Source organism: Streptomyces sp. NPDC101227 (assembly GCF_044767545.1).
Lineage (GTDB): Bacteria > Actinomycetota > Actinomycetes > Streptomycetales > Streptomycetaceae > Streptomyces.
Map to the genome: position 1 here is coordinate 77,150 of NZ_JBIWOD010000028.1, position 12,253 is coordinate 89,402.

The following is a 12,253-nucleotide window of genomic DNA, read 5'->3' on the forward strand; positions in this document are numbered from 1 at the left end:
ATCACAATCGGGTCAACGGATCTTCGTCGTCGGGAGCGCTGTACGCGGTGACGGCGTCGGGCTCTCTCGGCTGCAGGCCAGCACGCTCAGGCAGTTGGCCTGAGTGTCCGATTCAGTGGGTGAAAGGCCCAGCACCGGAGGAGACAGACCACGAGGTGCCTTTGTGGTGATGGACCTTGAGCCGTCAAGAACTGGGAGAAGGGGCCGTCTGACTCTGCGCGCCGATACCCGGCGCTTCCCCGCGTCCGGCCGGTGGCACACACTGCGGTCGCCCCGCACGGCCAGTCCGTTGCGGGACACCGATGGTGGGTTGGGCACGACCCGACGACGTTCTCGCTGGACCTGCGGTCATGCGGTCCATACGCGGCAGGAGATAGGAGGTGAACGGATTGCCCGTAGAGGGCTTCGTTTTCCCAGGGCAGGGGGTGCAGCGCGTCGGATTCGGCCGGGATGTCTTCGACCGGTTTCCGGATCTCGTAGCCGAGGCCGACGACGTCCTGGGCTATCACGTTCGCACGCTGTGCCTGGACGGCCCAGACCACCTGCTGCTCGAAAGCCGGTTCTCACAGCCTGCCGTTTTCGTGGTCAACGCGCTGCTTTTGCAGGCACGGTTGGAGGAGCAGCCAGCTCCGCAGGTAGTGCTCGGGCATAGCCTCGGCGAGTACAACGCACTCCATGCCGCTGGTGTGCTGACGTTCCGTGAGGCGCTTGGCCTCGTCCGGGCCCGGGCGGAGGCGTTCTCGCGAGTCTCCGGCGCCATGCTTGCCGTGATCGGCCCAAGGGCCGCCGAGATCCAGCAGCTGCTGGAAAGCAATGGCCCTGACAGTGCTGTGATCGCGAACTACAACAGCAGACGTCAGCACGTGTTGTCCGGCACGGAGCAGGCGATCACCGTTGCCCGGTCCCTGCTCGACGAGGCCGGCGCGAAGCTGACAGCCCGTCTGCGGGTGAGCGTGCCGGCTCACTCGCCACTGATGGCCCCGGCCGCCGCCGACTTCGCCCTTCATATGGCAGAGGCCGCCGTGGAGTCGGCCCGGATCCCGGTGATCTCGAACCTGACCGCCCGTCCGCACACCGCGGACGAACTACGCACAGCGCTGGTTGAGCACCTGACGAAGCCCGTGCTGTGGCGGCAGTCGATCGAGGGCCTGTGGGACTGCTACGGCGGCCCGGACGGCCTTCGGTTCACCGAGATCGGCCCGGACACCACCATGACCAGACTGATCGGCCACATCCGTCGCGACTACACCACCCCCACGACCAGGAGCGAACGCGATGACCTCTTTCGCCCTCACCGACCTCAGCGAGCTCGTCCGTAGTGTCACCGATGATGCGACGCGCCCAGACCTCGACGAGACGCAGCTGGACACCTCGATGGAAGCCCTCGGCGTCGACTCGATGTGGCTGATCGATCTCGCTCATCGCCTCCACAAGGACCACGGCGTTCCCTTCCCTGGGCAGGCGATGGTGGACCTGGCCACTCCCAGGCTCGTGCTGGACTACGTCAACAGGCATCGGAGTCCGCGGTGACCGCGGTGCTACCGCACCCGGAGGGCACCCAGCCGTGCGCGATCACCGGTCTGGGCGTCTACCGACCGCGCCGCGTGGTCGAGAACGCCGAGATTGCTCCTCGCCACGGCGTGGACGCACACTGGGTCGAAGCCCGTGCCGGTATCCAGGCCCGTCACCACGCTGAACCCGACGAGACCCTGGTCGCCATGGCGGCCCAAGCGAGCAGCGCTGCTCTGCAGGTGGCCGGCATCGGTGCCGGGCAGGTGGACTGCGTCGTTCTGACCACCATGTCCAACGTCCGTCAGGTGCCGGCTCTTGCTCCCGCTCTCGCCCATACCCTGGGCTGTACCAGAGCTGGGGCATTCGACCTGAACGCCGCCTGTGCGGGGTTCACCTACGGCCTCACTCTGGCCCGGGCGTTGATCGGTGCCCGCAATGCGCGGCACATTTTGGTCGTGGCCACTGAACGCATGACCGATCTCATCGACCCCGGTGATCGTGCCACCGCCCTGGTGTTCGGTGACGGAGCCGGAGCCGTGGTGGTCAGCGCGAGCCAGGAGGTGGGGATCGGTCCTGTGAGCTGGGGCAACGATGGGTCTGGTGAGAAACTGTTCACCCTGCAGCCGGACTTCACCCGTCTCGATGCCGACCATCCACGTCCCTACGTCCACATGGATGGCACCCGGCTCGCCCACATCTTTCCGCGCATCACGAGGGAACTCGCGCACCGTGCCCTGGCCGACAACGAGCTGAGCTGGAAGGACCTGGGAGCGTTCATCCCCCACCAGGCCAATCTGCGGCTCAACGCCATGTGCCTGGCCGGCATCGACCTCCCCGGCCACGTCGCTGTCGCCACAGCCATCACCCGGGACGGGAACACCTCGTCGGCCTCCATTCCTCTGGCCATCCACCGCCTGCTCGCTGATCACCAGGCTCGGCCGGGCGACCTGGCCCTGCTGGTCGGCTACGGAGTCGGCCTCACCTGGTCCGCCATGGTCGTCCGGCTGCCGAAGGCCGGTACCTGACACCCCGTTTCGCCGCACGCGGCGGGGCTCTCACCGAACGACCATCTTCGGGCGCCCGCCACGAGACACCCCCGCGGGCCCGTCCGCCACAGCACAGGAGGCGTCTTTGCCATGATCGCAATCTCGGGCATGAGCTACGAACTCGGCTCACGCAAGGTCAGCAACTCTGAACTGGCTCTCTCCCACGGGCTGGCGCCGGACGCCTATGTCAAACGCTCCGGTATCGAGCACCGGCGGGTGTTCGGCGAGGGGGAGGACCACCTCTCGTTGACGGCCCGCGCCGTTGCCAGGAGCCTCGCCGAGGCTGGTATCACCGCGGAGGAGATCGGGGACGAGACCCTCCTGATCCTGATCGGAACCGGCGTACCGAAGCACTTCCTGCCGCCCGAGACGTTCATCCTGGCCGCCAGGATCGGCATCCGTCTCATCCGAACGCTCAACATCGTTGGCTCCTGCTCAGATCTGGTTGCCGCGATCGACCTGGCGGCGATGGCGCTCGAATCCGGGCGCTGCGAGCGGGTCATTATCGCCGCGGGCATGGACGCCACGATCGTCGCGGACCCCCAGGACCCTTCTGTCTCCACGTTGTTCAGCGACGGCGCCGCGGCCATGGTCCTCGCCAGGGACGGTGACAGCGAACTGCACCTGGACGTGCGCGCCTGCCATTGGGAATCGCACCCCCAGCTGTCCGTCCTGAGCGGCATGTCTGTGCGTGAGCGGCGGGTGACGCCGACCGGAGTCGAAATCCACTCCAGCTTCTACGAGATGCAGGGGGTCGCCCTGATGCAGCGCGTGGTGGAGATCGCGCCCGGCCTCGTGGACCGGGTGCTGGCCCGGGCCGGGTGGCGCAGGGACGAGATCGACCTGGTCCTGTGTCACCAGCCGAACGCGCGGGGACTCGCGGTTCTCACCAAGGCCATCGGCTTCGCCCCCGAGATCGTCCCGGCCACCGTGAAGGAGATGGGCAATCTGGGACCGGCCAGTGTCCTGGTGAGCATGGTCCAGGCTCGCGAACAGGGACGGCTGAAGCCCGCCAGCAAGGTCGTCATCCTCACCTTCGGCAGCGGCATGTCCTTCGCCGCGACAGCCGCCACTTTCTGACCCACCCCGGCACACCCACACTCTCGGGGCCACGATGACCGCAACCGCCGCCGTGCTGCGCGGGCTCGGCACCTGCCTGCCCAGCCGCATCGTCACCAACAAGGAACTCGCCACCCGCCTGCAAACCAGTGACGAGTGGATCCGCACACGCACCGGCATCCGTGAACGCCGCATCCTCACCCCCGGCACCACCGTCGCCGACCTGGGCGAACACGCGGCCCGCAATGCGCTTACCGCCGCAGGCGCCGGGGCCGACGCCGTCCTTGTGGCCTCATCCACGCCACAACGCCCGTGTCCTGCCCTGGCCCCCGAACTGGCCTCACGCATTGGAACAAGCGACGCCATCGCCTACGACATCGTCTCCGCATGCAGCGGATTCCTCGCCGCCACGGCCACTGCCCTCGGGCTGATCCTCGCCGACCTCGCCGACACTGTCCTGATCGTGTGCACCGAGGCGTACTCCACCCTCATCGACCCCGACGACCGCACCACCAACGTCGTCCTTGCCGACGGCGCCGGCGCTGCTCTCTTCCGACGCGGGACCGGCACCGAACCCGGCGCCATCCTGGCCCTGGACCTGGGTAGCGACGGCCGGCACAGCGAACTGATCGCCTGCCAGCCCGCCGACGGCTACCTGCGCATGGACGGCCCCACCGTCTACCACCTGGCCCCACCACTCATGGCCGCCAGCACCCGCCGTGTCCTAGATGCCGCCGGCTGGACCACCGAAGACCTCGACGCCCTCGTCCCCCATCAGGCCAATCAGCGCATCATCGACCAGCTCGTCCGGCAACTCGCCCTGAACCCCAAAACGGCCGTCTCCGCCATCGCCTGCGTCGGCAACACCGGCGCCGCCTCCATCCCAATTGCCCTCGCCCACGCCCACCGTGAGGGCCGGCTCGCCACCGGCCACCACACCGCCCTCACCTCCGTCGGAGCGGGCATGGCCTGGGGATCCGCCGCCCTCATCTGGCCCGACCTACGGGCAGAGGAATCCCAGCTCTGACCAACCACCAGCCAGCACCGACGACCCTCCCGCCACTCCCCGACACCACACCCAGCAGCCCACACCGCTCGTCACACAACTCAGCCCTCCATCGGGAGAAACCAATGGCCTCCTTCACCCTCACCGACCTCGACAGCGTCCTGCGCAACATCACCGGATACCAGCTGACATCGAGCAGCCTCGACGACACCCACTTGGACACCCCCTTCGACGCCCTGGGCATCGACTCCGTCGGGCTCGTGGAACTCGCCCACGTACTCGCCAACCACGGCGCCCCGGTCCCCGCCGAGATCATCGAAGACCTGCGCACGCCCAGGCTCGTACTCGACCACGTCAACCGGCACCTCAGCCCACAGTGACTCTCACCTGCCACGGTCGGCCCTCTCCGCACGCGGCCGAAATCCCCACAGGTCAGCCCCGCACCATAAACGCCCCGAGCACGATGAGCCGCTTCCAGGAGGAACAACCGTGACCTCTCGCTCTGCTCTGGTGATCGGTGGATCCGACGGCATCGGCCTGGCCATCGCCCATGCTCTGAGCTCGCACGGGCACCGAGTCGCAGTCACCCACCACACCAGGCCGGCCCCGCCCTCGATGCTCTCCACACCCTGCGACGTCACCAAACCAGACGACATCGAAGCCGCGTTCACCCACACCGAGCAGGCCCACGGCCCCATCGAGCTTCTCACCTACGCCGCCGGCACCCCCCTCAGCGGTTTGGTCGCCACTACGCCCGACTCCGACGTCATGCACTCCCTCGACGTGAACTACCTCGGAGCCTTCCGCTGTCTGCGCCGAGCCCTCCCATCCATGCTGTGCCACCACTACGGCCGGATCGTCCTCGTCTCCTCCGGTGGCGCCGTGACCGCCATGCGAGGAGCGAGCGCCTACACCGCCTCCAAAACTGCTCTGATCGCCCTGGCTTGTTCCACCGCCCGCGAGGTCGCCACGAAAGGCATCACCGTCAACAGCCTCCTTCCCGGACTGACCAACGCCCGCATGGCCCACAACCTCACCCCTCAACAACACACCGCCCTGCTCGAACGCACACCAATGGGCCGGATGATCACCCAGGAGGAAGTTGCGTCGACCGCTGCCTTCCTGCTCTCCGACAACGCAAGCGGCATCACTGGCGCCGCAGTACCAGTGGACGGCGGCCTCTCCATCAGGGTCTGACAGCCAACCACCGACAACGCTGGGACCGGTCGACGACGTCGTCGAGACCACCGCCGCACAGGTCCGCCGCGTGGTCGAGGACCTCATCGGCATGGGCCGCCAGCACCTCGGCGACTGCAATATCCTCTTCTTCGATGCTGGCTACGACGCTCCCCGCATGGCCCACCTCCTGGCCGGGCAGCCCGTCGAGATCCTCGGGCGAATGAGCACGGACCGGGTCATGCGCAAGCCCGTCCCAATACCGTGGAACTCACCACCGCAGGGCGGACATCCACCGAAGCACGGCAAGGAATTCCGCTTCGCTAAACGGGACACCTGAGGCGAGCCCGATGCCGTGACCGGGCAGGTCATCGACCGATACGGCACGGTTGGCCAGGCCGAACATGGAAAGTCGGGCATTGCGCGCACCGACCGCGAACCCCGCCGCACACTTACTCATATCACCCGGTGATCGTTATACGTCCACACCACTGCCTCAACCCTGCAACCGCGCGGCTGCTGCAGACCGCTGCGACGGCGCGATGCGACACCCATCGAATGTGATGCAAACGCTCAGCCATCTCCCAAGTTGCCGCGCCGCCAAATCTTCCGCCCCAACCCGCATTTGGCACGGCCGGAATTTTCGAGCTACAACACCTCCTGGCGGGAAGACCCGTAGGTGACACTCGGACGGACGGCACGGATTTGGCGACGGTAGTAGACAAAGGCGCTGGTACGCCCGGCAAGCGATGGCTCGTACGGTACCGGGAGCCCGGTGGGCGTAGCGCTCGGCAGCGTGAGAAGTCTTTCGACCGCAAGAAGGACGCGGTGGATTTCGCCACCAAGATGGAGAACGACAAACGGGAGAACAGCTACGTCGATCCTTCTGCGGGCAAGATGTCGGTGCGGCGCTATGCGGCCGACTGGCTCGCTCTGAAGCCCATGGCGGCCGGCACGGAGGAGTCCTACGAGCGCATCATGCGTCTTCACGTTCTCCCGAAGCTGGGGAAGAAGACCATCTCCCAGGTCACTGCAGCCGACGTGGAGGAGCTGTACGCGCTCTGGCGCCGACAGGGCGCGATGCCCAACACGATAGATTCCCGCCGCATTGCTCTGTCGGGGATGTTTTCTCACGCGGTTCGCCACAAGAGGATCCGCGACAATCCGATCAAGCAAGCTGAGAAGCCTGCCAACCCCATCATGCAAGTGGATGAGAGGACGCTTCCCAGCTTCGATGAGATTTCAGCCTTGGCCAAAGAGATTGGTCCACGTCTGGAGCCTGCTGTATGGGTCATGGCGTGCTGCGGATTGCGTATCGGAGAGTCGCTGGGAGTCTTTCCGGAGGACATCGTCGACGGCACCTTGCGATGCCGACGGCAGGTCGTGCGCATCAAGAATTCCTCAGGCAAGTACGTCGCTCTCTACGCTCCCCTGAAGCATCGAAAAGAGGGCGAATGGCGCGATATACCGGCGCCCGCCACCCTTGAGCCACTTACCGAAAGGCTGCCCATTCGGAATCAGGCCGGAGGCATGATCTACCCCGACCTTTTCCGTAAGTCCTGGGACCGGGCACTGAAACGCCTCGGGCTTCCCGACTACAACCCCCACGACCTCCGGCACAAATGGGCCACCGTGACCCTGAGCAACGGAGTGCCCATCCACGAGGTGTCGCGGTGGATGGGCCACAGCTCCATCAAGATCACGGTGGACCGGTACGGCCACCTCACCCTCGACGGCAGTGAGCGCTGCCGTCAGGTCATCGAGGCCACCTTCGGAGTGCACATGCTCAGCGGATTCCCAGCTGCCGCAGAACACGGTGCTGAGTTGGTGCTGGCTTAGCCGGGAAGTAGAGGTAGCAGACCCCTCCCGAACCGCTCTTGACCTGCCCGTTTGCGTCCTTGCGCTTCGTCCGCAGCCAGATGTTCTCGAACTGGCGGCGCTTGTAGACGCGGCGTACGGCCGGGTCGCTGGGTGATGCCGGGTCGTTGGCGATGATGTCGCCGGACTCCGTGAAGCCGATGACGGTCATCAGGTGGCCGGCGGTGCCGTACCCCGCGCCGTCCAGCTCGGTCTTCAGGAACGACTGGGACGTTATGACCGGGATGCCCGCGTGGATGAGGCGCTCGACGTCGGTGAGGGAGCCCAGGCGGGTGATGACCGACTGGAGGTCCTTGTAGGTGGCGGCGTAGGCGGCGTTGAAGGGCCAGTTGCCGCAGCCGTCGTACTGGTAGTCAAAGGTGTACCGGGCGGCATGGCAGACCTGGGGGTCTGCGTAGTCGGGGTTGACCCAGGCCAGGTCCTCGCGGGTGGGCTTGCGGCCCCAGGACTCGATGATCATCTGGGAGGAGGTGGGGCTGCACCATGCCTCTCCGCCGTTGTCGTACTGCGGGTACTGGCCCTTGTGGATCTCCTGCGAGTAGCGGGGTACGGACAGCTCCCGTCCGACCAGGCCGGGCTCGGAGGCCGGTACCTCGAAACGGTCGGGGATGTCGGACGCCATGGCGCCCAGCCGCCACACCGTCGGGGTGAGCCCGCTGCCGGGCTTGCGGTAGAGGGTCACGCGCAGCTCGTACGAGGTCAGGCGGAGGCCGCTCGCGGGGGTGTCGATGGCGAAGGTGTCGGTGGAGATGCTGCTCTTGCCGTCCTTCTGGCCGTCGACGGAGGTCCGGCGGATGTCGGCGTCGCCGTCGCCCGCGGTCCAGTGGCCCATGATGTACGCCGGGGTCCGGGTGCCGTCGCTGTAGGTGCCGCGCAGTTTGACGGTGATCCAGGTGCCGGGCGGGGTGTGCGCGTTCCAGGAGGCGATGACCTCGGTGGCCGGGACCTTGAGGGCGCGCACCGGGGCGGTCCAGGTGGCGTACTCCCAGGTGGCGGTCTTGCCCGTGTGCGGGTCGGTGTAGTCGACGGTGCCGACGGGCCGCGCGATCCGGATGCCGGGGCGGGCGCCGTGCGCGGCGCCGGTGCCCTGGTGCTTGCCCGCGTGCCAGTCGGCGGCGGTGGTCGAGGCGTGATAGTCCACTGGGCTCTTCGATCTGCGGGGCGCGGCGCTCTCCGCAGCGGCGCTCGTTGCGGTGGCGCTCTTCGCGGTGGCACCCCCGGCGGTGCGGGGGGCCTTACGGGGTTCCTCGGCGGCGTGCGCCAAGGTGCCGGCGGCGCCCGCCGCGGCGGCGAGCGCGGCGGCCAGGACGGTGCGCCGGGGTGCGGAGCTGGTCATATGGAGGTCCCCCAGTCGGATGCGGGCGAGCGGATGCGAGGGGTCGGGCCGGGCAACGGGCGGGCACGTGCATGACAGCGATGTCCAACTATCTCCGTTCACCACTGGCTTCGGCCAGCGGTTCGGCGCGCGTCGCGACAGGAATATTGGTGTGGACCACTGACGTACGCTGGCGGGATGGAAGAGGATCTGGCCGCGCTCGCCGCCCGGCTGCGCGCCCTGCCGCCGTCCTGCGGGCCGGTCCGGCTGATCGCGGTGGACGGGCACGCGGGGTCGGGCAAGAGCACCTTCGCCGGACGGCTGGCGGATGCGCTCGGCGGGGCGCCGGTGGTGCACACCGACGACCTGGCCACCCATGACGAGCTGTTCACCTGGCACGAGCGCTTCCGGGAGCAGGTGGCGGAGCCGCTGTCCCGGGGCGAGAGCGCGCACTACTGGCTCTATGACTGGGTCCGGTGCGCCTTCACCGAGCGGCGGGAGCTGCCGCCCGCGCCCGTGGTGCTGATCGAGGGTGTCGGTGCGGGGCGTCGTGCGCTGCGCCCGTATCTGGCGTGTCTTTTGTGGATGGAACTGACGCGCGAACACTCATGGGAAAGGGGTCAACTCCGGGACGGGCCGGGCCTTTCGGTCTTCTGGGATGGCTGGATCCGTGCGGAGCGTCGGCACTTCGCAGCGGATCCCTCGCGTCCGTACGCCGATCTCCTGGTGCACCAGGGAAAGTTGGGATACGAGGTACGCGTGGGGCCATCCAAGAGCTCATGATCACCCCCAGATTTCACGCTCCGTAACGGCATACGGTCCGGACACGCGAAGGCGACGACAGGGTCCCGCCGAGTGCGCCAACTCGGCTTGACCTAGGGGGCGTACAGGACTTACGTTCTCAATGTGCGGTTCAACGGACCGCCCGCAGACGCGAAGCCCCCGGTTGTTCCCCCGTGATCGGGGGCTTCGTTCTGTGCAAAATCCCTTCGGGACCCCTTCTCCGGGCCCTCATACGGCGCCCGTCCCTCACCCTCGGTGACCGAACTCTTCGCGCCGCCGCGCCCCGCCATCTCCGCAGCTCTCCCCCGTGCCGCCCTCTTCGGCCTGCACCGATCTCGCGGGTACGATGCGTGTCTGTGCCTGTACGCAGGGCCCGGACCGCCGTGTGCGGCGACGGACAACTCCCGCCCGCCGTATGACGGTTCGGGCGGCGGCGGGCCGGCACACACCCGGCGGCGCACACCTCGGGGGGAACGTTTTGTGGGGGGACGGGATGGAATTCGGCACGCAGGGCTCGCCCGCCCCGGCCGAACTCGCCTGGCTGCGCGCGGTCGACGCCTACACCGTGGGCGCGTATCCGCAGGCCGAGGAGGAGTTCCGGGCCGCGGTCGGGCTCGATCCCACGATGGCCGACGCCTGGCTCGGCCTGCACGCGCTGCGCGCCGACACCTCCACCGCGCTGCTGCGGATGCACCAGCACCGCGACCGCTTCGGCGAACAGCGCACCCGCCACCGACGCACCCTCAACTCCTGGTACTGGCTGGGCTGGTGGGTCCAGCCGGTGCTCGAGACCGGCCGCGATCTGCTGCTCGCGCACGCCTCCCACTGGCTCGACGGCCGCCATGTCGCCGAACTCGACCAGGCGCTGGCCGGCTGCCCGCCGGTCGACACCGACCCTCAGGTCCGCTTTCTGCACGCCTGCCGCGCCTATCTCGTCAAGGACTGGGACCAGCTCGTACGGCACACCGAGCCGCTGCTCGCCGACCCCGTGCTGGGCATCGAGGCGGGGCTGTTCGGCGGGATGGCACGCGTACGACTGGAGATGTACGGGCAGGCCGAGCCGCTGCTGGCCACCGCGCTGATGCGGTGCCGCAGCGAGCAGCCGCAGCGCAAGGAGCTGCGCTACTGGCTCGCGCGCGCCCACGAGGGCACCGGCCGCAGCGCCGCGGCCCTCCCCCTCTACCGCGCGGTGCACCGCGTCGACCGGGCGTTCATGGACACCGCGGCGCGGCTGGCCGCCATCGCCGAGGCGGACGGCCTCGACGACGGCCCCGGCCTCGCGACGGTCTCCGCCTCGGGCGCAGGCCAGGAGGCGGCCGGCGACCTGGACCCGCTCGCCCCGCTCGATCCCGTGGACGGCCGTGAGCTGCTGGCGACCGGCGAGCCGGACGACCCCGAGCCGGCCGGTCCGCCGCCCGGGAGCGACACCACCGTACGGGTCAAGGCCGCGGCTCCGGGCCCGCGCGGCGCCGAGCGGCTGCCCGCAGGACCCGCCGATCCGGTGCTGCTGGAGAAGGCGCTGGCCGAGCTGGAGCGGATGGTCGGCATGGAGCCGGTCAAGCGGCAGGTGCGGGCGCTGTCGGCGCAGCTGCGGATGGCGCGGCTGCGCGCGGGCCAGGGGCTGCCCGTGGCGCCGCCCAAGCGGCACTTCGTCTTCTCCGGGCCCTCGGGCACGGGCAAGACGACCGTGGCCCGGATACTGGGGCGGGTCTTCTACGCGCTGGGGCTGCTCGGCGGCGACCACCTCGTGGAGGCTCAACGCGCCGACCTGGTCGGGGAGTTCCTCGGGCAGACCGCCGTGAAGGCCAATGAGCTGATCGATTCGGCGCTGGGCGGGGTGCTCTTCGTCGACGAGGCGTACAGCCTGTCCAACTCCGGCTACAGCAAGGGCGATGCGTACGGCGACGAGGCGCTGCAGGTGCTGCTCAAGCGCGCGGAGGACAACCGCGACCGGCTCGTCGTCATCCTGGCCGGCTATCCGGAGGGCATGGACCGCCTCCTGGCCGCCAACCCGGGCCTGTCCTCCCGCTTCACCAGCCGCGTCGACTTCCCCAGCTACCGCCCGCTGGAACTGACCGCCATCGGCGAGGTGCTGGCCGCCGAGAACGGCGACCGCTGGGACGAGGAGGCCCGCGACGAGCTGTGCAGCATCAGCGGCCATGTCGTCGACCAGGGCTGGATCGACGAGCTGGGCAACGGCCGCTTTCTGCGCACCCTGTACGAGAAGAGCTGCGCCTACCGCGATCTGCGGCTGTCCACCTGGCGCGGCACACCGAGCCGCGACGATCTCGCCACGCTGCGGCTGCCCGATCTGATGCAGGCGTACGGGGAGGTGCTGTCGGGGCGCGGGCCGGATGCGCAGGGGCCGGGCCGGAGGCTGGACCCCTAGGTGTATTGATCACGAGCGTTGTTAACAGTCGCTGGGCTTGATCAATGGCGAAGACCTCCGGTGTGGTGGAGGTGTCTACGCTTCACCGC

General features: G+C 68.3%; 11 protein-coding genes and 1 pseudogene. 11 read left to right on the forward strand and 1 reads right to left on the reverse strand.

Annotated elements, in window-relative coordinates; genetic code table 11:
• Nucleotides 1-380: 380 nt before the first annotated feature.
• The 9 genes and pseudogenes from ACIRPT_RS38660 (at nucleotide 381) to ACIRPT_RS38700 (ending at nucleotide 7,638) form a co-directional block, all read left to right on the forward strand.
• Nucleotides 381-1,319, forward strand: a complete 939-nt coding sequence (locus ACIRPT_RS38660) for an ACP S-malonyltransferase (RefSeq protein ID WP_403836232.1) — start codon at nucleotides 381-383, stop codon at nucleotides 1,317-1,319.
• Nucleotides 1,276-1,530, forward strand: a complete 255-nt coding sequence (locus ACIRPT_RS38665) for an acyl carrier protein (RefSeq protein WP_403836234.1) — start codon at nucleotides 1,276-1,278, stop codon at nucleotides 1,528-1,530. Before ACIRPT_RS38660 ends, ACIRPT_RS38665 begins: the two co-directional genes overlap by 44 nt.
• A 5-nt stretch (nucleotides 1,531-1,535) precedes the next feature.
• Nucleotides 1,536-2,537: a 3-oxoacyl-ACP synthase III family protein gene (locus tag ACIRPT_RS38670; RefSeq protein WP_403836258.1), complete on the forward strand. Its 1,002-nt coding sequence runs from the start codon at nucleotides 1,536-1,538 to the stop codon at nucleotides 2,535-2,537.
• Between the two features lie 111 nt (nucleotides 2,538-2,648).
• Nucleotides 2,649-3,638, forward strand: coding sequence for a 3-oxoacyl-ACP synthase III family protein (locus tag ACIRPT_RS38675; RefSeq protein ID WP_403836236.1), 990 nt, complete (start codon nucleotides 2,649-2,651; stop codon nucleotides 3,636-3,638).
• A 34-nt stretch (nucleotides 3,639-3,672) separates the two neighbouring features.
• Nucleotides 3,673-4,644: a beta-ketoacyl-ACP synthase 3 gene (locus ACIRPT_RS38680; protein WP_403836238.1), complete on the forward strand. Its 972-nt coding sequence runs from the start codon at nucleotides 3,673-3,675 to the stop codon at nucleotides 4,642-4,644.
• Between the two features lie 104 nt (nucleotides 4,645-4,748).
• The gene (locus ACIRPT_RS38685) at nucleotides 4,749-5,003 is read left to right on the forward strand and encodes an acyl carrier protein (RefSeq protein WP_403836240.1); all 255 of its coding nucleotides are present in this window, start codon (nucleotides 4,749-4,751) and stop codon (nucleotides 5,001-5,003) included.
• A gap of 130 nt (nucleotides 5,004-5,133) precedes the next feature.
• Nucleotides 5,134-5,820 carry an SDR family NAD(P)-dependent oxidoreductase gene (locus ACIRPT_RS38690; protein ID WP_403836260.1) on the forward strand — a complete coding sequence of 229 codons (687 nt, stop codon included), beginning with the start codon at nucleotides 5,134-5,136 and terminating at the stop codon, nucleotides 5,818-5,820.
• A pseudogene (locus ACIRPT_RS38695) lies at nucleotides 5,786-6,136 on the forward strand (transposase); the annotation flags it as partial. The gene ACIRPT_RS38690 and the pseudogene ACIRPT_RS38695, both read left to right, overlap by 35 nt.
• A 491-nt stretch (nucleotides 6,137-6,627) precedes the next feature.
• The gene (locus tag ACIRPT_RS38700) at nucleotides 6,628-7,638 is read left to right on the forward strand and encodes a tyrosine-type recombinase/integrase (RefSeq protein WP_403836242.1); all 1,011 of its coding nucleotides are present in this window, start codon (nucleotides 6,628-6,630) and stop codon (nucleotides 7,636-7,638) included.
• On the opposite strand, the gene ACIRPT_RS38705 is transcribed toward ACIRPT_RS38700, so the two are convergent.
• Nucleotides 7,586-9,013, reverse strand: coding sequence for a peptidase C39 family protein (locus tag ACIRPT_RS38705; protein WP_403836244.1), 1,428 nt, complete (start codon nucleotides 9,011-9,013; stop codon nucleotides 7,586-7,588). The genes ACIRPT_RS38700 and ACIRPT_RS38705 overlap by 53 nt on opposite strands.
• A gap of 177 nt (nucleotides 9,014-9,190) precedes the next feature.
• Between ACIRPT_RS38705 and ACIRPT_RS38710 the strand changes: the two genes are divergently transcribed.
• Both ACIRPT_RS38710 and ACIRPT_RS38715 read left to right on the forward strand, forming a co-directional pair.
• Entirely contained in the window at nucleotides 9,191-9,775 is a 585-nt protein-coding gene (locus ACIRPT_RS38710; RefSeq protein WP_403836246.1) for a uridine kinase, read from the forward strand.
• Nucleotides 9,776-10,268: 493 nt separating this feature from the next.
• Entirely contained in the window at nucleotides 10,269-12,164 is a 1,896-nt protein-coding gene (locus tag ACIRPT_RS38715; RefSeq protein ID WP_403836248.1) for an AAA family ATPase, read from the forward strand.
• Nucleotides 12,165-12,253 lie beyond the last annotated feature (89 nt).